Source organism: Okeania sp. SIO2B3 (assembly GCF_010672525.1).
In the GTDB taxonomy this organism is placed as follows: Bacteria; Cyanobacteriota; Cyanobacteriia; order Cyanobacteriales; family Microcoleaceae; genus Okeania.
In genome coordinates this window covers 1-22,755 of record NZ_JAAHGH010000115.1, presented here as the reverse complement: position 1 = coordinate 22,755, position 22,755 = coordinate 1, and the positions used below count along the sequence as shown (strand labels likewise).

19 protein-coding genes and 1 pseudogene are annotated in these 22,755 nt (G+C 38.6%); 10 read left to right on the top strand and 10 right to left on the bottom strand.

Going from position 1 to position 22,755, the window contains the following annotated elements; all coding sequences use genetic code 11:
- The 4 genes from F6K15_RS32870 to F6K15_RS32855 all read right to left on the bottom strand — a co-directional run.
- Positions 1-268, bottom strand: a 268-nt coding sequence (locus F6K15_RS32870) for a hypothetical protein (protein WP_293069574.1), incomplete at its 3' end; no start/stop codon positions are given.
- A gap of 447 nt (positions 269-715) precedes the next feature.
- Positions 716-1,756 carry a hypothetical protein gene (locus F6K15_RS32865; RefSeq protein ID WP_293069573.1) on the bottom strand — a complete coding sequence of 347 codons (1,041 nt, stop codon included), beginning with the start codon at positions 1,754-1,756 and terminating at the stop codon, positions 716-718.
- 375 nt (positions 1,757-2,131) lie between these two features.
- On the bottom strand, positions 2,132-3,214 hold the full coding sequence (locus F6K15_RS32860; protein WP_293069571.1) for an amidohydrolase family protein: 1,083 nt from the start codon (positions 3,212-3,214) through the stop codon (positions 2,132-2,134).
- 231 nt (positions 3,215-3,445) lie between these two features.
- The gene (locus F6K15_RS32855) at positions 3,446-4,843 is read right to left on the bottom strand and encodes an AAA-like domain-containing protein (protein WP_293069569.1); all 1,398 of its coding nucleotides are present in this window, start codon (positions 4,841-4,843) and stop codon (positions 3,446-3,448) included.
- 547 nt (positions 4,844-5,390) lie between these two features.
- Between F6K15_RS32855 and F6K15_RS32850 the strand changes: the two genes are divergently transcribed.
- The 9 genes from F6K15_RS32850 to F6K15_RS32810 all read left to right on the top strand — a co-directional run bounded on the left by F6K15_RS32850 (position 5,391) and on the right by F6K15_RS32810 (position 16,214).
- Positions 5,391-6,959 (top strand): RNA polymerase sigma factor, encoded by a 1,569-nt coding sequence (locus F6K15_RS32850; RefSeq protein ID WP_293069568.1) that lies wholly within the window; start codon positions 5,391-5,393, stop codon positions 6,957-6,959.
- Between the two features lie 64 nt (positions 6,960-7,023).
- Positions 7,024-7,332: a hypothetical protein gene (locus tag F6K15_RS32845; RefSeq protein ID WP_293069566.1), complete on the top strand. Its 309-nt coding sequence runs from the start codon at positions 7,024-7,026 to the stop codon at positions 7,330-7,332.
- Between the two features lie 611 nt (positions 7,333-7,943).
- Positions 7,944-8,327 carry a hypothetical protein gene (locus F6K15_RS32840; RefSeq protein WP_293069564.1) on the top strand — a complete coding sequence of 128 codons (384 nt, stop codon included), beginning with the start codon at positions 7,944-7,946 and terminating at the stop codon, positions 8,325-8,327.
- Between the two features lie 754 nt (positions 8,328-9,081).
- Positions 9,082-9,951 carry a S8 family serine peptidase gene (locus tag F6K15_RS32835; protein WP_293069562.1) on the top strand — a complete coding sequence of 290 codons (870 nt, stop codon included), beginning with the start codon at positions 9,082-9,084 and terminating at the stop codon, positions 9,949-9,951.
- A 73-nt stretch (positions 9,952-10,024) separates the two neighbouring features.
- Entirely contained in the window at positions 10,025-11,014 is a 990-nt protein-coding gene (locus tag F6K15_RS32830) for a hypothetical protein (protein WP_293069560.1), read from the top strand.
- 261 nt (positions 11,015-11,275) lie between these two features.
- Complete coding sequence (locus F6K15_RS32825; RefSeq protein ID WP_293069558.1) at positions 11,276-12,283, top strand: hypothetical protein; 1,008 nt, start codon at positions 11,276-11,278, stop codon at positions 12,281-12,283.
- Positions 12,284-12,931: 648 nt separating this feature from the next.
- Positions 12,932-13,171 (top strand): hypothetical protein, encoded by a 240-nt coding sequence (locus F6K15_RS32820; protein WP_293069556.1) that lies wholly within the window; start codon positions 12,932-12,934, stop codon positions 13,169-13,171.
- Positions 13,172-13,516: 345 nt separating this feature from the next.
- On the top strand, positions 13,517-14,422 hold the full coding sequence (locus F6K15_RS32815) for a LamG domain-containing protein (RefSeq protein WP_293069554.1): 906 nt from the start codon (positions 13,517-13,519) through the stop codon (positions 14,420-14,422).
- A 925-nt stretch (positions 14,423-15,347) separates the two neighbouring features.
- Positions 15,348-16,214, top strand: a complete 867-nt coding sequence (locus tag F6K15_RS32810; RefSeq protein WP_293069552.1) for an NF038130 family PEP-CTERM protein — start codon at positions 15,348-15,350, stop codon at positions 16,212-16,214.
- A gap of 477 nt (positions 16,215-16,691) precedes the next feature.
- On the opposite strand, the pseudogene F6K15_RS32805 reads toward F6K15_RS32810, so the two are convergent.
- The 5 genes and pseudogenes from F6K15_RS32805 to F6K15_RS32785 all read right to left on the bottom strand — a co-directional run.
- Positions 16,692-17,012 (bottom strand): annotated as a pseudogene (locus F6K15_RS32805) (glycosyltransferase); the annotation flags it as partial.
- A gap of 69 nt (positions 17,013-17,081) precedes the next feature.
- Positions 17,082-17,534 (bottom strand): type II toxin-antitoxin system VapC family toxin, encoded by a 453-nt coding sequence (locus F6K15_RS32800; protein WP_293069551.1) that lies wholly within the window; start codon positions 17,532-17,534, stop codon positions 17,082-17,084.
- Between the two features lie 120 nt (positions 17,535-17,654).
- Positions 17,655-17,879 (bottom strand): DUF2281 domain-containing protein, encoded by a 225-nt coding sequence (locus F6K15_RS32795; RefSeq protein ID WP_293069550.1) that lies wholly within the window; start codon positions 17,877-17,879, stop codon positions 17,655-17,657.
- 253 nt (positions 17,880-18,132) lie between these two features.
- Positions 18,133-19,221: a glycosyltransferase family 1 protein gene (locus F6K15_RS32790; RefSeq protein ID WP_293069549.1), complete on the bottom strand. Its 1,089-nt coding sequence runs from the start codon at positions 19,219-19,221 to the stop codon at positions 18,133-18,135.
- 141 nt (positions 19,222-19,362) lie between these two features.
- Positions 19,363-19,533, bottom strand: coding sequence for a hypothetical protein (locus F6K15_RS32785; protein ID WP_293069547.1), 171 nt, complete (start codon positions 19,531-19,533; stop codon positions 19,363-19,365).
- Positions 19,534-20,227: 694 nt separating this feature from the next.
- Between F6K15_RS32785 and F6K15_RS32780 the strand changes: the two genes are divergently transcribed.
- The gene (locus F6K15_RS32780) at positions 20,228-20,872 is read left to right on the top strand and encodes a Uma2 family endonuclease (protein WP_293069546.1); all 645 of its coding nucleotides are present in this window, start codon (positions 20,228-20,230) and stop codon (positions 20,870-20,872) included.
- Between the two features lie 112 nt (positions 20,873-20,984).
- Here F6K15_RS32780 and F6K15_RS32775 read toward each other — a convergent pair whose 3' ends face one another.
- Positions 20,985-21,821, bottom strand: coding sequence for a glycosyltransferase family 2 protein (locus F6K15_RS32775; RefSeq protein WP_293069576.1), 837 nt, complete (start codon positions 21,819-21,821; stop codon positions 20,985-20,987).
- Positions 21,822-22,755 lie beyond the last annotated feature (934 nt).

The following is a 22,755-nucleotide window of genomic DNA, read 5'->3' as shown; positions in this document are numbered from 1 at the left end:
TTAAAGATTGACCACCGAAGTCTTCTAAGAGTATGGCTAAACTATTTTCATATCTTTGTAGATCGTAAGCTTTTATAATACTATCTACATTTAAAGAACGAGTAATTTCATATTCTTGTTTGTAGCGGGTAAGTTCAGAAGCAGTAGGATAGTTTTCTTTGAGGATTTTGAGAATAATCGGGTTATTATTTTCCTTTAAAGTAGCTCGATAGATTAAGGAGTTAGGACTTTCATAGATTTTTTTGATGATATGATAGTTTATATTCATAATGCGAATTGTATGGCATAGAGTTTATTGAAACTAAGGAATCCTACACTTCGCAAGTCAGCTTTTTAGATAATGATTTCCTGCCAAAAATCTGTGAAAAACCCGTTTGCGTTTCATGTAGGTAGCAAAGCATGACCTAGGAAAATCTGGAAAGCATCAGGCAGACGAATTAAGCGATGCAGCGCTTCCAAAGGGGGTTTCTCCCATGAGCGACTGCATCAAGACAGCCAGATGTGTATCAAACTCAAAATGGTTTGTTACTTAATGTGATATTCATGGGGCAGCTAATATCCGTAAGAATTGTAGCGGCAACTTTGAAGCTTTCTCTCAAAGAATTCAGTAGAGGCACTTTGATAATGCCTTTAAGAATCCAATGCATGGATTTGCTTAAGAATCCCCGCGCTAAAGACGCGGGGAGTATCAATCTCATCATCTAGGTTCAATTAACTACAAAGAAGTAAGGGTAATATAAGAATGGGCAGGAGCTATGAACTTTAACTCATCACCAACCCATTTTTTTTCCTTTGAGTTCCACACGGGATAAAATGGGTACTTGCAGTTGCCGTATTTAGAATCCCCACTCTTAGCACCTTCAGATTCCTCCTCAGTGACAAGGTCTTTGGCTTGTGCCCACTCTTCAATATCTTTCTGTTTCAGAGAATTTTCATTTGGTTGAGGAGGGTAAGGTAGAATTACTTGACTATAAGGAGGTGCTGGGTTTAGCCCTGGTTCTGCAATATCCTTCATATAACCATAAAATATATCCCAAGATAACCCGAATCCAAACTCCCAAATTATTTGATAGGTGCTCATAATAGAATCAGAAATCAGTTCGTATTTCTCATCATTCTTGTAATATGCTTGTCCAGATAATAAAAGAGCTAAATATATTGAGTGATAAGTTATGGAATCACGTCTAATTATGAAACTCGATAACCCTTTGTGTTCTTCAATCTTGTCAACATCTAAACCACTAGGCAAGATATCAATATCTTCATCTTTAGGTAGAATAGGGTAGGTATCAAATATTTTTTTGGTTAATTCTGTTTTTATATCTTTTTGATCGAGCCATGTAGAAGTTATAATCTGAGATATCTTTCGAGATTGTAGTAAGGCACGCACGGTGACATATTTTGCTGCTTTTATTGAATTTTGAATCAAGCTTTTGTTCTGATTTTGAGATAAATTTTTAGTGGCGTCTTCATCGTTTTGGGGGGCAAATATTGAGTCGATTGGGATGTCCACGAAGTTCTCATTGACAGGTACTCCAGTTGTAGGCAAATCAATATCATCAAGACCAAGATATTCTGTTAGCTGTTTTTTTGTTCCATATACTAATTTGAAAGAATCATCATTACCGTCATTTACAAGTATTTGGAAATAAAAATCCTCATCTAATGCATTAGAAGGAAGAGAATCTTTACCTTTATTTAGGTCTACTTTAGATAAACTGTGTAGAATATTTTGACTATAGGGTATGTATGGCATTATTTTCTAGTTCTTATTAATGGGCTAACTAATTCAAGTAAACTAAGATTGTTAAGCTAGGCTTTGACATCCTCCCGACGCTTAAGGTGCACCTGCAGCGCGGGATTCCCATCCATCATTCAAACAGACGCTCGCTGAACAAATGACTCAGGGCGGGTTGACACCTCACTGGAAAATGCTGGCTTGCCAGTCTAACTCTTCCTCCGTGTCCGTTTAACGTCTCCCAGTGCCCCTCGGCGACTTGATTAAAAGGCGATAGTAGTCTCAACCTTGGTTTTTGGTTGAGTAACACTTGCATTTTAACAAAACATCTGTTGTAAAACCCTAAGATTGATTGGCTTTCCCATCCCTGTGCTCCCCTTTTGTTCCCCCCTTTCAAAGGCTATAAAAGCGAGTAGGATTATCCCAAACAATCTTTTTCAGTGTTTCTTTCGATAAATCTTTTTCAAGTCCAACCAATCGATCCACAATATCTGGCTGATGATCTATATGGGGATAATCTGAGCCAAAGATTAAATTGTCAGAACCAATGTAATCAAAAACTTGAGTCAGATAAGGTTCAGATGGGTCAATCGCAAGATAACATTGACGGCGAAAATATTCTGATGGCTGTAATTTTACCATATCTTTGATTTCCCAATATAAATTTTTGTATTCTTCATCTAATCGCCATAACCAATAGGGCAACCAACCACAACCAGACTCTAAAAACCCTACCCTAAGTTTCGGGTGACGCTCCAATACTCCCCCTTCAATTAAGGCCAATAGTGCCATCATATGTTCCATGGGGTGAGAACAAGCATGGAGGGCGAAATGGCTATTAAATCTATCTGCTCCTGTAGTAGGTAAGCGACTGTGGCTTCCCTCGTGAATGCCCACAGCTATATCTAATTCCTCGCAAGCTGTCCAAAAAGGTTCGTATGCAGAATCGCTCAAAATCCTGCCTTTGACGGGATTGGGGCGTAAAAAAACTGCCTTCCAGCCAAAATTTACAATCCTATGTAGCTCTTTGACCATCTCCTGGGGGTCATGGAGATTCATCGCAGCGACTCCTTTTAAGTGACTAGGGTCATAGCTACAAAATTCTTCATACAGCCAAGTATTATAGGCATAGGTAAAAGCGCCCATAACTTCTGGAGGCAAAGTATCAATCGCAAATAAGCACAGTCCGGTGGTGGGATAAAGAAAAGCAATATCCACTCCCATCTGTACCATTGCTTGGACGTGGGATTCGGCATTGTAGTGGTTCAAATAAGCATGGGGGTGAGCTTCCATCATCTGCCTATTTCCCTCTTTTTCTAGTTGCTGGGAGATTGTCTCTGTGATTGGTTCCCCTTTTATTTTCATATCTGGAGAGGGGGCAAACTTCTTAAATTCTGGTTTGAGATACTTAATCCACATATTATGAGGTTCAATAACGTGGGAATCAGCATCAATAATTGAATATCCTTTTAGCATTTTTGTTAACTAGGATTTTTAAACTATATTACTGCATTCTGTGCCAGAAATTCTTTTGATTCAATATCCAACCATATTATGATATTCATATCATATAGAAAAAGCAGTCGTTTTGCTAGCGCAAAGCTCTGCTTTTCATGTCGCGCAGCGAAACGGCTGTTGCTGACATCAAAAGTGGAGCTTCCCGAAGAGTGGGATGGCGTTTATGAGGTAATTATTAATTGTTAATTACTAAACAATCCCATGAGATTGTTGTTGACTCCTAAAATACTGCCGATACAAATCACAAGTTAATGTGGCCTTATTTCGATCTAACTTAATTAACCCCATACTACTCAGCTTATAAGCAATAATAGGCTCTAATAATATAGGTTCATTAGTATTAACAAGATTTTGCACAGCGATCGCTAATTCTGGCTCCTCTTCCAACTTCACTTGATGACGTCGCAAATGACTGCCATAAATTCCGGTAGATGTGGCAGCAGTTTCTAATAATTGCCTCATTGTCACATCTTCTCGACTCAGATGATAAATAGCCAGATGCACCAGTGCTGGATGTCCCCCAATGAGAGCCATCAGAAGATTTGCTTCTTTCTCATCACTCCAGTCGAGTCCGTAAGATTGGGCTAATTCTAAAACTGCTTCTAAGCTAAAACTACCTAACTGAATTGGTAACCCCACATTAAAAGGTGACTGTTTCAGTTGCAGAGGTACATAAATTTCAGTGGAGTGAACTACCACTAAACGTAAGTTTTGCCAGACTGGGAGTCTTTTTGCTTCCTCAAACCACGAGCGCAATAGAGGAAAAAAATCTTTTGCTATTTCTGGATACTCAAAAATCTGGTTTACTTCATCTAAAGCTAGAAGTAGAGGAGAATTAGTTGACTGTAATAAATAGTTGCGGAAGTATAGACTACAACTAATTTTGCTTCCAATATCTTCATCCCAATAGCCATCTAAGTTAGGCTCTAGGTTTAGTTGATAAGCAATATTAGCACAAAACCAACGTAAAAATTTGTTGATACCACCACTCAAAATGTCTTGGCCTACCTGTTGTAAGTCCAAGCTCACAGTGCGATAGTCCAAACTTTCTGCATCGTTTATAACCCTCAAAAGAAGGGAGGTTTTGCCCATCTCCTGGGGTGCTTTTATTCTCACCAATGCTCCTGGTTTCTCAATTTCTGCATACACTTGCTTCTCAATATCGGCTCGTTCTATGTAAAATGGTGAATCTAGAGAAATAGATCCACTCGGAAATCTTGGTGACATTAGTTGTGTGACACTAGAAGAAAGTTTTCCGGAATCTTGACTAAGGAAAGTTTTTTTTGAGGTAGCTTGTGAGATGAGATATGTTTGAAGTTGAATCAGACAGTTTTTCTTTGTCACCCTTTGACCAATAATATCAGAAATTCGTCTAAATAACTCAGGAGCAACGACATTACTTAGATAACTTAAGCTGTAATTTGCCTCTTCAGCAACTATATTATAGGTCTTATGATCCCAAATACCTTGGAGAATAATAATTTCTGTGGTATTTAAAGGATGATTGTTGGTTTCTAGTAGCTTACGGTTGATCGCCTCTAAAACAAAATCTAGCTTGATAGAATCTGTAGTTTGTTTTGTATGCATCTGGAATTATTTAAAAAATATCAGGACTTACAGCGCTTTTGATGATTGATGGACCACATCGTCATAGCCAAAACCCTGTAGTGGACTGACACAGCTAAAATGGTGCATTAGATTCAATTCAAAATTCAAAAGTCAAAAATCAAAAGTAAGAATTTTCAAGTTAAAACCTAATGCACAGTTTTAGCTGTGTCGGTCCAGTAGGGGGCGTTTTGCTGTCGCATAACTCCGTTAACGCTCCACGACATATAAAGCGGCAGCTCTACTTTAGCAAATAGCCATTCGCCCCTGGTGGTCTACCAAAATGAAAATTGCTATATACCACTATATCAGGACTTACGCAAAGACACTTATTTGTTGAATAAATATTCATACAAACTTGATGAGATTGACAAATGATTAGACTTATGCAGGTAGCTAATAAAGGTTGATTTTCACTATCGAAGAAAAGCCTAATTATATGATCTTTTACATGAAGTTTGATAGCTCATACCAGTAAATCCCTTACGTCTTTGTTATGTAGATAGTCAGTAGATGGAAGAGGAATATAATGGACTTTGCTTTAACCGAAAGGGGCAATTCCGATCTAGTTTGTCAGTTTTGGCAGCAATGGAATGGACATAGAGAACTACTATATCGGTGCTGTCTCAGGTTAATGAACTCTAACCAAACAGATGCGGAGGATGCTCTGAGTCGGGCGGCGCTAAAAGCTTGGGAAAAGGTGCAAAAGTTTGAGGGGAAAATTACTAATTTTAAGGCCTGGTCTATCAAGCTGACTCGCAATCTCTGTATTGATATTATTCGAGAACGTTCTCGAGGGGCTACAGGTGTTGAAAGTATTGAATGGGTGGGAGATACTCAGGAGATGGGTATTGCTTCTTCGGTGAAGTCGCCAGAAAGTTGTCTGGAGAGAGAGGAGAGGTCTATTGAGATTCGACGGGCGATCGCTGATTTACCGGAAAGATTGCGGGGGACTTTTATTTTACATTTTTATGAGGAGCTTTCCCATACAGAAATTGCGAAACGGCAAGGGATATCCTACGACAATGTATGCAGGCGGATATATGTGGCTAAGAAAAAGCTCAAAGAGAAGTTGAGCAACTATTTTCTAGGAATTGGGGAGAAAGTAAGTTTTACAGCAGGGAAAGGCCGGAAGTTTTCTACTCCAAGGAAAAATAAGGATAAGCAGCAGAGTATTGAGTCGGAAGAAAAGGATGGGTTGGAGATAGGGATGAAACAATTGCCTGGCGATCGCTCTACATTTGATAGCCGTTCTATCTCTCCATTACCCCACCTTCCCCTCCTGGGAGGGGCGAGGGGTGGGTTCCCATGGCAAAAAGAGGTGGTAGAAATAGAAAAATCTGAGTCTGTGGATACTCCTGTGGAGCTAGGGGGTAATTTAGGTCAGACTATTCAGGAAGTTGCCACAGTATTGGTAGAAGTAGAGAGCGATCGCTTAGTTGAGGTAGAAAAACAAGAGTCTGTGGAGAGTGCTGTCGAGTCAAGGGAGCAAGTTGACCGGGAGGTTCAGGAAACTGCTACAGAATTAACTGAAGTAGAGTGTGTCGAGGTATTTGAAGTAGAACAAGATGGGGTGGAAAGTTCGGTAGAGTCATATCAAATCCGGAGAATTACTATATCTAAGTCATTGCAACTGAAACGGAGTGGAAGAAAGCCATCTCAGGGGTTTAGGAGATTGCTTCCTATGGTGGAAATGACAACTGTTCAACAGGATTTTGTATCAAAGGATAATAGACATCTTCAGAAAATCAATAATTTTATTCAACCATTTCTGGGAACTGCCAGTAAAAGTTACCAGAAAAATCTTTTTTTGTACCACCCACTCTCTGAAAAAATCTCTTCTTTTTTATATGTTGTCTGTTGCCTATTAACTGTAAGCGAAAGTTACCAGAAAAAATCTGTTGCCTGTTGTTTATCAAGGGAGCGATCGCGATGGTTGAGACCGTATGTTATGTGGTGGTGTTTGGCAGGGGATAATACTAAATATGGGTTAATATCTCGGTTAATGGGAGATGTGAAACTTTTCCCTAGTGTTTGGAGTTCATTGAAGGGTATTCAGTGGATTTGCCATAGGTTGTTGATGGATACAGGAGGGTAATGTTCCTGATGTGCTGTAGTTTTGTTGCCTCTTTGCGAAAATGGGTGTGTGAGAGGTTGATTTGGTGTGGCGATCAAAAGTAGATGGGTTTCAGAAGGGAATAGTTTTGGCGTACATCGCGATACATTTACGGCAGCGCGAAATATTGGTTTGGAAATTTTTCGGCGTTCACTTGACTCAATGTGACTCGTTGTTAGTTTTTGCTGCCAAGAGAGCGATCACGATGGTTGACATACTATGTACTCATGGGGAGTTTGACAGGGATGTATTCTATATCTGTGTTAATTTCTCGATTCTTGTGAGGAAAGATACTTTTTCTTACAGTGCTTTTCAGTTGAGTAGACCACAAAACTGTTGTAGGAGTAATGAGTAAGGAGTAATGAGTAATGAGTAAGGAGTAATGAGCAAGGAGTAAGGAGTCAGTATGATTGTGGTTTATTCATATGAAAACCGCTGTAATGTTCAGAGTTCAGCGAAAGATTTTCATTGGGTTTGTCTAGGTCTTAGACGGATATAGGGGGTAGCAAATGTAGATAATCATGCGTGGATTGGATGGTATGGGTAAATCGGGGGGTGAGATACATGAGAAGGGTAAGAGGTCAGTGGTTATTCGAGCGGCGGTAGTTTCCGTACAGGGAAAAATTTATTCGCATTTTTATCAGGGTATTCGCATATATATAAAATGTCATGCAGCAAGGGAAAACAGAACCTAAAGTGAAAGGGGAGTGTAATTAACCTATATACAAAAAGGTTTAGATGTTGATGTGGTATATTGCTAAGGAAGTTATCAAAAATGAGTAATGACATTGGTGGAAGCGAGGCAATGAGAGAAATTGATAAATTAACGTCATAAAAAACATCATCCTAGCGTCTAATATTTGAGCGAGACAATAAAATATCTTTAAATTGGTTATATTTATTGTTGATGCTAAGGGTGAAAGCCCGTTCTAGAGATGTGTAAATCTTTGAAAAGGTCAGAAGAAAATGAAAAAACTCGTAACAAAATTGCTAGTTGCATTGGTAGTGATGATGGCTTTTATTTTAGTGAGTCCAGTAGATTCAGCACAAGCAGCAGAGTTCTGCGAAGTGACTGAAACCCAACCCTGTGTGAAAACGATAGACCGAGGGGAAACATTGACGGCGAATTTTGATCCAGGCCTCGATACTGCGAAGACGAAGTTTACCAACCAGAGTCAAAAATATAACGCAGTGGTAGCGGTGCAGGATCATCCCCCGGTATACATTCAGGTGCAGCAGACTGAAGATCGGCAATATTATGTAGGCGGGACACAATCGATAACATTTTCAAACATAAGCGAGCATTCAGAAACACCAGTTGAAATATTTATAACAGGAAGTCAAACCTAAGAATAGGCGTATGCGTTCCTCAAAACGAATCGCCGTGGATAGGGGCAGTTTGACAAAGGGGTTTGGGTCTCTTCCCTAACCCTTCCTAACTTGACTTTCTGAACTCCACTTCTAACCAAAATCCACCAACGGCAAGCGTATTCCTCAATGCGACTCGCCGTCGCATTTTGCTCGTAAAGCCGAGAAACCCGTAATAAACTTGGCAAATTTTCGGCGATCGCTTTCCTCAATGTAACTCGTTGTTAGTTTTGGCTGCAAAGAGTGCGATCGCTCTAATTATTTAAACCTTAATCAGATAATTCTGAATTACCTCTCTAGTAGCTAAACCAGTTTTTTCCCAACTAAACTCTTTTGCTCTAGCTAAACTTAAGGTTGATAGTCGCGATCGCTCCCTTTACTTGTGGGTAGCGCTATACCTTATGAGTTTTGGTCTTCTTTGAACAGTATTGCCTTATGTGTCAGAAGATTGTTTTGAGGTAACAGAGAAAAAAAACAGTAAAAATTCCAAACAAAAACTGTCAGAAATCAACTCACTTGATCGTCTTAATGATGACTCCTTAAGAAAAGAGAACTTTAGCAAATTAGCTTAAGTTTAACTGGACAGAGAAAAAAACAGTAAAAATTCCAAACAAAAACTGTCAGAAATCAACTCACTTGATGGTCTTAATAGAGACTCCTTAAAAAAAGGAACTTTAACAAATCAGCCCAGGTTTAACTGAGCAGTTCAATACGTTAAATTGTTGTCACTAAAAAAATGGTTAATTATTTAGAATTTATCAACATAAAACAGCTATTGGCTGCTACATCTGGCAGAGCTGAAATCGTAGTGGGGATAATTGATGGTCCTGTACAAGGAGATCATCCTGATTTGCAAGCCGCTTCCATACGCGCTCTACCTGCAGCACCAGAGGTTATTTGCCAAACCAAAGAGAGCATTGGCTGCGTTCATGGAACCTTTATAGCTGGTATTCTCTGTGCCCAACGGGAGTCTCAAGCTCCAGGGCTATGTCCAGACTGTACAGTTTTGGTGAAACCAATCTTATGCGATCTGGCAGATTTAGAGCAGTGCCCTAAGGTGACTCCTGAGAATCTAGCTTCTGCTGTCAAGGAAGTGATAGACGCTGGAGCTAGGGTAATCAACCTCAGTTTGGGTCTGCCTACCACGTCGCTCCAAGAGCAACCTGTTCTCCAGGAGGCTTTTGACTACGCCTTTCAAAAAGGAGTATTAATTGTAGGAGCTGCTGGTAATCAAGGTCGGCTCGGACGAGTTGCCCTGTTTGACCATCCTTGGACGATTCCAGTTGCTGCTTGCAATATGCAAGGGGAATTGTATTCTAAGTCTAATAGCGGTATATCAGTAGGGAAATCGGGATTAATGGCACCAGGGGTAGATATTGTCAGTACCTATTCTGGTGGCGGATACACGCAGATGACAGGCACGAGCGCTGCTACGCCTTTTGTAACTGGAACAATTGCCTTGCTATGGTCGCTTTTTCCCCAGGCTACGGCAGGGGAGATACGCCGAGCTATCCTTCGCCCCGATATCCGCCGAAAAAGTATTATCCCGCCTTTACTGAATGCTGAGGCTAGCTGGAGAACGCTATCAGCTAAAGCAAATTACTAAAAAGCATTGTAGTCCTTGTTGATTTGTTGACTATGATGAGCAATTTAATTGAAAACACTAAACAGGAGCAAAGATGATAACAGAGCAAGTTCAATCCCCTGAAGTAGAGACGGCAGCACCTAATGCCGTAGCAACAACTCAAGCTGTACCAGCACCTAGTGCTGTAGCAGTTGCGCCAGCAGCAATACAAAATCCTTTACCAGTCACCCTGAGCGTGACAACTCCAAGCATTGCTCCTCAAGAGTGCGATTGTGAAAAAAGCGATGGCACCACCGCACCTCCCCCTACGCCAATATATAGCCTGGGATCGATTAGAGCGGCTTTTCCCAACATAAGTCTGGAGAAACAATTCGAGGCTGCTGCCGCTACAATACAAGCTCAAGGACCGACCAATAACCTTCTCTACCAGGTCCTTAGCCAAGGGGAAAATCTTTATATAGCCATGAATATGTGCTACATCTTCCAGATCGATACGGTCGATGTCTATATCCTTAAACCCAGAACTTACGTCGAGCTGGCTCAATTCATAACTGCATTGGACCCCAGTTTGGAAACGCCTCTAGATGGAATTATTGGCATAAAAGGTCCCCTAGCTCCGCCAGAGATGTGTAATGGTCTGCAATTGCCTTTGGTAGCAGTCAATCAGTCCTTTATCTCTAACCTGAGGGATTTTGTTGATGCGATCGCCTCTGCATCAGGAGTATCACCAGAGTTAGCCCAAAGCGTACTGGAGATGATAATGGGATTAACTGATAATACTGGAGCAACAGACGAATACCGAGCAATTAACTACTTAGCTGTCAAGTACCCACAGATTTATACTACGACAGCTCAGATGCTCGATCCTGAACAAAGTCCAGGGGGCTTTCAAGGTGCCTATTACCTAGTTGGGGTAACTGCTGAATTAGCAAATGTTCAAGGAACACGCCGGATTGTTAATGTTATTTTCCAATATATGCAACGGGTAACGGGTGAGTCTGCTTACTGGTTTACCACAGTTGACGTAACGGGATTATACCCATTCTTAGTCAGCAAGTTTGCGCCCTATTATCCCGGCCCGTAATGTTTGTCTGACTTTTCCTAGGGGTGGGTGCAGTTCTCGCCCCCTCTGCTTCTTAGCTTAAATTCAGGAGTCACACAATAAATACCAATAGAACATCAAGTCTAAGAATACAAAATAAATTGACCAAAAAATTAAGGTCTGAAGTTTCTACCCTTTTAAGGTGATGAAAAGAATAAACTTCAGTATTTCCAGCCTCTAGGTTTCCTGCGGAATGCTGCGCAAACAGCCAGAGGTACCGATCGCTGATAACTAATAACTGAAATGACAATGACTTTACTAAAACCGACAGCTGCACAAAGCCTCAGGATTCCCACTTTGAGTTCTTATGGAGGCGAACCCATTATCAACTGGGAGTCCTACGCAGATATTTTGCCTCAAGCTTGCTCCTGCGATGGAGGAGGAGAAGAGTCCTATAACGAGGGCGATAGCGCTCCTCCTAGCTATATCTACAGCACCCTGGGAAAGGTTCGACCTGTCTTTCCATCTCTGACTATAGAAAAGGAGTTCTATCAAGTTGCTCCTCCAAATAGTGTCTATCCTCCGACTCCTGAGCTGTTGTTCCAAGTTTTATCTCAGGTAGAAAACTTATATCTGGCACGAGAAATGTGCTGGGTTTTCACGATAGCTAAAGTCGATAGCTATATTATTAAGGCTATTTCCGACGAGGAAGTCCTCGCTCTTGTTGAGGCCAGTAAACCCTTTCCTAAAAATCCTTCGAAAGAGAGCCTAAGCACGGTTGTTGGACCGCAGGGTCCTGTGCCACCTTCTGGAGCCTGCAATGGACTAGAATTACCCATTGTTCTTGCTAGCGATTTCTTTTTCTTGTCCTTAAATCAATACGTACAGGAGATCGAGGAACAAATAGGAGATGAGCCAGTAGAGCTTAATGTAAAACTCACGATCGGTATTTTATGGGAGGCAGCAATCAATCCAGGGAATACGGATAGTTACAGGGCGCTTAATTTTGTACTTACTAAATATTTAGGTTTATATAGTGATGCTTATCGTTTGCTCTATCCTCCCGCTCCTCCCGCTCCTTCCGATTCTTCCCCTCCTTCCCCTCCTTCCCCTCCTCCCGTTCCTTACAGTTTTGTAGGAGTGACATCACAACCAGCTTTATTACAAGGCGATCAGAAAATTTATGACGTTATCTTCAGCTATCAGGCACAAACAAACGGCATGATAAAGAAGCGGTATTGTCAAGTGAATATCACAACAGAATTTCCGTACCTATTCCAAGGGATGGGAGAATACATAACAACATCCTAACTAGGAAATAGAAGGGAAACAAGGCTTGCTTGATTACCTAGGAAAAGGAATGGAGTAATACATAGCGACACATAGTAATATCCCATTCCAACTAGGAAAAAAAAGCAAAACAAGGCTTGCTTGAGTCTCAAGAATCGTCTTACGATTAAGACCAAGACAAGAAAGCCGTCCTCTAACAGGATGGTAAAAACCAAAGGTAAAACAAAAGGAGAAAATCAACGGAAACCGTTATGAACAAACAATTAAAATTTACAGCAGCCCAAAGTCTCGGTAATAACGCGGCTATCTATGCTGGCAACACTGCTGGCGAAGTTGCACCCGGCGTTGAGGGACAGTTCAGTGTTTTATGTGCCCTAAAGTGTGCTGGCAGTACAGCTCTTGGTTGTCTTAAGTGCGGAACCGATATTGGTTGCTGGGCTGAGTGTGCTGGGCCAGGGGTAGTAAGCTGCATTAAGGGTTGTTTCTAACTATTCTCAGGATAGAAGAAGCACCAAGCTTTAAGTAGCTGATGTCTAGATAACTAAGTTCTGCTTACAATAACCCTCGGCGGTGAAAAGACCTCCATTTATCCCAAATGGGGGTCTCGATCTTCTAATTTAGGAAACCATCGAGTTAATGAAGTAAATCTTAAAGAAGAAAACAATTACCATGAAGAAAGTACACAACTTTACTGCCGAGCAAAGCCTTACATCCCCTAGAAGCAACTACAACGGTATGGCAAGTGCTGCCTTGGCAACACCAGGAGTTGAAGGACAGTTCGATATTGGGTGTATGCTCAAATGTCTTGGCACAACTGCCCTAGGATGTGCCTATTGTTTGACTAACCCTGTCTGTTGGGGAGTTTGTGCCGGACCTGGAGCTGTAAGCTGTCTTAACAAATGCCTCTAGTGCAAAAAGGCAGAAGGCAGGAGGCAGAAGGCAGAAGGGAAGAAAGGTTATTGTACAAGCTTTTGAACCTTTTTTAACTGGTTAGTTATTTCCGCCATCCTGCACTAGTAAGCCATTAGACTTATTCAGAGGATTTACGCAAAACCATCATATGTAGGGGCGAATGGCATTCGCCCCCTACAGATAGCTGGCATTTGCCCCCTACTGATAGCCTGTAGTCTAAGAATTTGCGTAAGTCCTGATTCAGAAAAAGTAACTGAGTCACCCTCGCAGTCTCCCAGAAATGAGAGAGCTGTACCTAGTGGGGTTATTTTTATTAACAAGGAATTAACAAGGAGATTAACCGTGACCGAGCTAACTATTCCTCGCTATGCACCAATATGGCCTACAATCCTAAAGTTTAACGGAACTAGCGACTATGTAGAGATTCCCAACAACGAGGATATTGACTTTGACAAGGATTCAGAATTCACGTTGGCATTCTGGATGCTAGCGGAAATGGAACAACCAAATAATGTAGAGAATGAAGCAATTGAGTATAACATCCTTGAGAAGTGGTCATCGGTAGATAAATATTCTTATGCAGTTAGCTATTTATGGAGATTAGAAGAAAACGAACAGCTACAACAACAATGGGTTGGAAGAGTTAAAGTAGACCTATATCTCGGCAAACTTCTAATAAAAGAGATAACGTCGGAGATGTCTATTGACATAGATACCTACTACTATATTGCTGTAGTGATATCGAATAATGAAATTTCTTTGTACATTAACGGAAACCAGGATGGAGCCAAAGGCAAAAAACTACCTTCAAACATCCCACAGGCTTTACCAAACAGTGATTCACTCTATCCTGATTCACTCTATCTAGGGCGGGGTGAATATGAAGGGAACTTCTTTAATGGCTGTATCGGTCGCTTGCAGATTTTTAAGAGTGCCCTTGGAAAACAGCAAATCCTTTATTGGCTGGAGCGAAGTACCTCTATATTGCCCTTTCAATCTCCAGAAGATGATCTAATTGGTGATTGGCGTTGCAATGAAGGTTACGGGGCGATCGCTTTTGACTACGTTAATAACAACAACGGAGTCCTAGGTGGAAGCGATGGCCTGCAAGCTCAACCAGAATGGGTAGCCTCAGGTATACCTACTGGCTATATTAACTTGATCAAAAGCTCATATGAAAGCCAATTTGAAAGCCCATCTGAAAGCCAATCTTCTTCAAATTTACTGGCAAAGTTTTTTGTGAAGTAATTAAAGCAGCATAGCAGCTATAAAAAGAAAAAAGGGGCGAAGTAATTGCCCCCTTTTTTTTCTCAACTTTGAGTTTAGGTGATTCGCTGAGTCATTTTTTTTAACCTACATCCCGCACCCCCAAATATCACAATTAGAAATCAATAAACAGCAACATTAAAGACTAAGAATAACTTTAACCTATACTTGGAGCGATCGCCCCAATGATTTAAACCTTAATCAGAAAATCCTGAATTATCTGCCTAGTAGCTAAACCAGTTTTTTCCTATAAGATTAAGCAGTACACTACGGATTTAATGATTTTAAATATTCGGTAAATTTACGCATAAGTAGTTTATTTTGAGGAAAATCTTGGTATTTTGAGGTATTTTGAGGAATATGCTTTGAAGTTTTGCCGGATTTTTGTGTGTTTTTTAAAGTTTTAGTAAAGTTAGAAATAAACTCTTGCTATTTACATAATGCCTATGTCATAATCTTAGTAATCAGGTTAACTACACAAGTTAAATTCACTGAAAATATAGCAAATACATATCTAAGGGTGCAGAATAATTATGATTATGAATAATCAAGTACACATAATCATAATACAATGTCAAACAAATGTGCTTGAGAGGTTGGTGGAGAAACACAAAGCGATCGCTTGATTCAGATTCTTTTTCTACTCACGCGTATGTCGCAACAATACAATGTAATATAGAAGCCATTTGGGATCTATTTAACATTACAAGTCCAATACCCATTTGGGTTTTATGATTCTGGCAGTCATTTTTCATAATTTTTCAGTTTCCTGAACTCTTATAGTTTTTAGGCTCCTTAAAACGACTTTCCTGAAACTTTTGTATTTCAAGAAAAGATACCAAATGGGTTCTATAAATCAAAAAACTTTTTATCAAAAAACACAATTCAAATTAAGGAGACAAAAATCATGGCAGGATTAGTAAAGAAATTTTTAGCAAGCGCTTCAGTTGTTGCTAGTATGAGTGCAGTATTCGGCGCTCCAGCAATGGCTGCTACTTTTACCAGTAGCGGTACAGATATCATACTACGGGAACAAGTCGGTACTAGCCTTCAAGTAACTAATGACATAACTAAGTTAGATTCAATTTTACAAGGAGATAGTTCCAATCCTGGTGGTAACGTAGAGTTAGGCGCGAAAAATGTAGGCCAAACTCAGGGTGCTAACCCACTTGCTACAGTACAAGCTCAAAATGCTCAGGGAGAAACAGCCAAATTTACCAACGTGACTGAGAACATTTACTCTAGTAGCGATTGGCTAAATGGGGTTGGTAGAGCTTGGTTTTCTGATGCTTGGGAACAAGCTGTGGAAAGAAACTCAAGTGCCCCACTTGTATCAAGTGCCACTGAAGGGCTGTTTTACAGCATTTTTATAGACGAAGGGGGACTTGACATGATTACTGACCCCAACATTTCTTACATTAACGAAGTTGGTGATGACATTGTGGTTGGTTTAGCAAGTCCCTTAAACTTAGGAGACAGATTTAGTGACCCCTTTCTAGCAGGAGCATTAGATGGTGTGCAAATAAGTGAAATCTTTGCATACGATATTAATGGAGTTACTGGTTACGCTTGGAGTACTGTTGCTACTGAGACTGGGTTAGGAGGTTCTTTCAGTGGTAACTATGAAGTTGTTCTAGAAGGTTTGGCGAATGGTTATGTATCTCAAGAGGTACTTGAGTCTTCTCCAGAAGACATACCTGAGCCTTCTACAGTATTAGGTCTAATAGCTATTGGTGGTTTGGTTGCTGCTACTAAGCGTAAGGTTCAAAAGTAAGATTTGAGAATAGCCATTTTTTGAACTTGGATAATATCAAATCCGGTAGCATCGATGTTATTCAGTCTTTTAAAGATAAGAGTCCATATTGTAGGGGTAAATGATCATTCTTCCCTAAGCATTGTATGACGACGACAGAATTATATTACTCTGAAGCCAACGGATTTGATATAACTGGGTTTTAATGTTAGATGAATTATCCATACTGAGTAATCAGGTGATCGCTACTTTGTGAGTTTGCTCTGTTAACTATTGGACAATAGTTAAATGAATTATCCATACTGAGTAATCAGGCGATCGCTGCTTTGTGACTTTGCTCTGTTAACTATTGGACAATAGTTAAATGAATTATCCATACTGAGTAATCAGGCGATCGCTGCTTTGTGAGTTTGTTCTGTTAACTGTTGGACAATAGTTAAATGAATTCACAGTTAATTTGGGTTCCCTAAAATAAAAAGGAGCGATCGCCCTAATTATTTAAACCTTAATCAGATAATTCATAATTATCTCCCTAGTAGCTAAACCAGTTTTTTCCCAACTAAACTCTTTAGCTCTAGCCAAACTTAAGGTTGAGAGGCGCGATCGCTCTCCTCCATCTTTAGCAATAATATTCATCGCATCTGTTATTTCTCCTACATTTTTCGGGTTAACCAAAATAGCTGCATCTCCAGCTACTTCTGGCAGGGATGAGATATTAGAAGTAATAACTGGAGTACCACAACCCATTGCTTCCAATACGGGAAAACCAAATCCTTCCCACAGACTAGGAAAAACTAGAGCGATCGCTTTCCCCAATAAAAAGGAGCGATCGCTCCCCCCATTATAATAATATTCATAATTTAGTACTATACTTAACTAATATCTTACTTAAAAGTTGGTAGTTATCTCCTGTGGTGTGACAATTTTTATTTCTGGAATAGTTATAAAATCTTCTGGATTAAAAGTTAATAAGCAATTAATTCCATGAGATTTCATTACGGCTAATAATCTAATATCGTGAGTTCGTTTTCCTCTAATATTGTGAGTAATAACTAACTCTAACCAATAGGTAAAAATTGCTCCATTTTCTGATAATAAAGCGAATTGAGAAATTAATATATTGATTTGTTGTCGAGTTCTTTCAGGAGTCCAACCTAAGCCATTTACTTCTATAGGGCGAGTAGCCACTACCCAAAATTCTATCAGAACTTGGGCAGTTAATAAACATTCGTGGTTTTGATTCAGTAATAAAAATACAGAATCAACGGCTAATTGATAGTTGGATGAGGTGGGGTCGCTGGCTCTTAAAAGAATATTCGTATCTAATAAATACCTAGTCATTTCAGTTATCAGTTATCAGTTATCAGTACCTCCTGCTTCAGTAGGAGGCTTGAAATACGGAATATTCTTTTTTTATCCCCTTAAAAGGGGAGACTTGAGACCCAAATTTTCCGGTTATTTTTAATAAATAGTTTCTCGTTTTAAAGCGGACTCTGGTAAGCCAGGACTATTTTTAGGCTGGCTTTCTGCCCAATTTTTCCAATTTTCTGCCTTTTGTTTTGGTATTTTTGGCTCTGGTTTGACTAAAGTTTTTTGTCTGATAAATTCACTGAAATCTAGGATTTCTTGCTGTTTTTCTGGCGGTAATTCTCTGAAGTTTTTGAGTAATGCTTGTTCTATGTTCATTTGATTAATTGATACCGTTTCACGGAAGTCAAAAGTCAAAAGTCAAAAGTTAAAAGTAAGATTTTATAAGCTTAAAACTTTGACGCTACAGTAATTTCAGGAAATTATTTCACACAAAACTGAAAACTGCTATATTAAAAGTATATTAAAAGCAATTTGATACACCTCTAAATCTTCATGGTTATTGATTAAATTTTGGTAGTTTTCAGTTATAATATCCTTCTCCCTATCACACCACCACCATATCACACAATCACCCCATCCCCCCATCACTCCACCTCCGAATCACTTCCCTAGTAGCTAAACCAGTTTTTTCCCAACTAAATTCTTTAGCTCTAGCTAAACTTAAGGTTGATAGTCGCGATCGCTCTCCTCCATCTTTAGCAATAATATTCATCGCATCTGTTATTTCTCCTACATTTTTCGGGTTAACCAAAATAGCTGCATCTCCAGCAACTTCTGGCAGGGATGAAATATTAGAGGTAATAACTGGAGTACCGCACGCCATTGCTTCCAATACGGGAAAACCAAATCCTTCCCACAGACTAGGAAAAACCAGAGCGATCGCTTGATTTATTATTTTGGCTAATTCTGTTGTGGGAACATAGTCTAGAAATTTCACTAATTTTGTTAATTCTAGTTCTTTAATTTGAGTTTTTAATGTTGGTGTATAAGTATTATCTGTAGGTCCAGCAAACCATAATTCATACTCGGAAAAATTAGGCAATTTAGCAAATGCTTCTATCAACCGATGCAGATTTTTATAATGGTCGTGGCGACCGAGATAAAGAAAGTAATTTTTCGTGGGTAAGTCTAAAAATTGGAATCTTTGAGAATCATAACCTAAAGGAATAGGTGTAATTTTTTTAGGTGTTATTTGGAAAAAATCAGTAATATCTTTTGCGGTTGCTTGAGAATTACAAATAATATGTTCTGCCTGACTTAATACTTGAGGAATATAATATTTGAAGTAAGCAGTTAAGCGAGAACCAGGTTTGGGAAAACGTAAAGGAATTAAATCGTGAGCCATTACTATGTAACGATACTGAGAATATAATGGCGCTTCTGGAAGGGGAGAAAAAAGTAGATTTGCTTGTAATTTTTTATAGATATTTGATAATTGAAATTGAGTCCAAAATAATCGTCGTAAATGACCTTTAGTTCCCTGAGCGGGCGTCATGTTGTTAGGGATGAGATGGCAGTTAAAATTGGGAATTTTATTGGCAACTAATAGGGTGGGATTAAGTTGTTGAAGTTGTGGCAGGATGTTATTTGCGTAGATGGATATTCCTGTTGGTTGTGGGATTAATACTGATAGGTTTATTAGAAGTTGGTTAGACATTTAAGTTTTTAGGTAACAGGCAAGAGAAGGCAGCAGGCAAGAATTTTTGGAGCGTTGCATAAATGCGCTTGGGATTTTAATAGTTTTGTGGAATGGGCATCTTGCCCGTTCCTGATATTTTCCCGTTTCTGATATTTTTGGTTATTTCAATTTATTAATCAGGGAAATAATTATTCTGGTTTCTTCTTTGGTGGTGGTGCATTGTAATGGTGGTCTATTGTAATTATTTTGATTAAGGACAAAAGCAGTGGGAGCATCTTGCTCCCTTACTTGTATCTTGCTCCCTTGCTCATATCTTGCTCCCTTGTTCATATAGCAATGTGCACTGGCATATTTACAAATTACAAGAACTGTCCAGTAGCTAAAAGTCTTATATTATCGGTTTTTTATTCCTCCTGTTGCCTGTTGCCTGTGCACAGCGCTATATCTTGCTCCCATGAAGTGCCGTTGTTCATCGCCACGCACCATTTTTTTTAGTTAATTTCTGATAAGTTTAATACCAAATTGAAATGAAGCTGCATAGAATAATATTTCAAGTATAAAATATAGATCGATTAATGAATTTCATCATTCTATGCAATCTGATATAAAACTGTTATTGTAAGTATTCAGCCGTCAGCCATTAGCTAGCCTCCTCCGGAGGAACTGCGAACTTCAGCTATTGCTTTTAGTTTAGGATAAAAGCTTCATTAATTGTCTTACTACAACAGTTAGCTCCCTTGTCCTTAAAGTCTATATTATAGTAGTTTAACTTAAAAATGAGACGTTTTTTCGTCTGAAATTCCCTCATAGCGAGAAAGCTTTGTCCCAATCTAAAGTTAAATGACTATAATTTAAACACTGTCCTTAAGGAGAGAGTCTTGTTGCTGATAGCTGACAGCTAATAGCTGTTTGCGCAGAATTCCGGATAAAATGCTTATCTGTTATTATAGCACACAACTCGAGCAAATAAAAAAAATCCAGCAAAGGACGGGGCTTTAAACTCAATTTTTCAGTAAAAAAGACAATGGAAACACTCACAAAAACACAAGCAGAAAATTATATAATTTTGTATCCTATTAGTTGGGAAACTTTCGGGCGTATGAGTGAAGAATTAAGAGAAAATTCGACAAAACGTCTAGTTTATGATGGGGGATATTTACAGATTATGAGTCCTTTAATGCAGCATGAGAACAATAATTGGTTTATTGCTCGTCTGATATTTATTATGGCAGAAGAGTGGAATTTAAATATTAAAAGTGTTGGTTCTCTTACTCTAAAAAGAGATGATATTCAAAAAGGAATTGAACCTGATGCTTGTTTTTATCTGCAAAATGAGGCAGAAGTTAGAAATAAGCAACATATTGACTTAAATAAAGGAGATATACCCCCAGATTTAGCGATTGAAATTGATATTACCAATAGTTCAATGGATAAGTTACCTATTTATGGGGAGTTAGGTATAGGGGAAGTATGGCGATATGATGGTAAGGTTTTGCGGTTTTATGGGTTGAATAGGCAAACTAAAAGTTATGATGAAATCCGGCAAAGTTTGGCTTTTCCTTTGTTAGATATAACAATTATTCCTCAATGGTTAGAGCAACGATTAATTATTGGAGAAACGGCAACTTTAAAACAATTTAGAAAATGGGCTATTTCAGTTATCAGTTAACAGTTATCAGTTATTAGTACTTCCTGCATTCAAGAAGTCATAAATCAGAAGTGTAAAGTCAGAAGTTAAAATTAGTGGGATTTTCGGTAAGATTACAAATAGAGGTATAGGTTTAACTTTTTTGGTTTTGGCTGTATTTCCAAATAGCTTTGAGTTTAATACTACTTATTTTGTAATTTATTGGTAGCCTAGCTAAAGCAGCTATAGTAATTCTAATTAATCTATATACTAAAACTAATCTACTTGTATGTTTTTCTAAACTTAGTAGATAACTATAGATGCTATGCTCAAGTTTTAATTCAGGATTTTTTTTGGTAATGGAAGATGGTTGATGAACTACAGATATTTTTTGAGTTATGGCAATTTTATGACCTTGTTTTGCATAGCGTCTACAAAAGTCAAAATCTTCATAATATAAAAAATAATCTTCATCAAATTCAGGACAGTTTTTAAAGTTTTTGAAGTTAATTAACATACTGCATCCTGTCACCCAATCTGTGGTTGATGTTTCTGTGTTGGAGAGAAATTCATTAGCAATTATTTTGCCAGTTTCAGGAATAAATTTTCCGCCACCAAACCAAATTTTACCCGTGGGTTCGTAGACGGTTGTTCCTAATATGGAAAATTCTGGATTTTTGACTAAAAATTGGTGTGCTTTTTCCAGGGAGTTTGGGAATAAATAAGCATCCGGATTAATTAACCAAATTATTGCTTGGGGATTTTGAGTATAAATCCAATTCAATCCTACATTACAGGCTTTACCATATCCTAAATTAGTTTCTGAGTCGATAATAATTGTGGTGTTGTTTTGAAGTTGATAAATAGAACTATCATCGGTTGAATTATTAATAATAATAATTTGCTGAAATAGGTTGGGAGTTAATTTGATTGAATTGATTAATTTTTGAATTAATTGAGTGGAATAGTAATTAACTGTTAGGAAGTATATAGAGTTGGTATTTATATTAGTTTCTCCTAATCTACATTCTTTTTCATTTTGCTGTATTTATTTGGAATATAATCAAAGGAAGCTTTCATTAATGGATAATGGATAATTGATAATTACCTCTGGTGAAAACCGTTACGGAATTAAATATAAGGAAATATTATTTCTTCTCTTGATTGATTGGATATGGCGAGGTCCCCTCGCCATCCCTCAACCGCTTTTTTTCCCCTTAAAATAGGAGGCTTTAAACCAGAATTATTTAATTATTAATTATTAATTATTCGGTAAAAGTAGGCGGTCGCTACTTAAGAACCTATCCCAGTAATAAAATTTTTGCTAAAAACCCTAAATATTTTGAGAGTTAAAAACGAAAAATATAGCTTTTCAAACACATTTTACTTAAATCAATAAGCCTATTAAAAATAGTGGGATAGGTTCAAATTAAAGCGATCGCCTAAATTTACAGGTGCTATATACAGCGTTTCCCATTGTTATGAGGTACAAAATGTTAGGTTTGAGGGAACACCGGATCTGGGAACAGAAAAGAATAAAAATAACTGTACCTCATAACTTCGGAAAGTGCTGTATGATATTTTTTGGGTAATATCATGTCATACCAGTTTTATATGAGGTTGCATAGAATGATGAAATTCATTAAATCGATCTATATTTATCTACGCTTACCTATGGTCAATTATGCTTTAAATATTATTCTATGCAGCTTCATTTCAATTTGGTATCAGAATAATTAGTGACAAAAAAACTTTCTCCCTTTGAACCAATATTCCCTTCTGCCTCCCCCCTTTCAAAGCTATGCTTTATAAACATCTTTCTTAACATAAAACGTAGACAAAAAAGACAAGTTATGGGTTAGTCTGGGAGCGGCTTTTTCGGGAGAAAATTGTATTGAAAAATACACGCAAGTGTGAGGACTGTA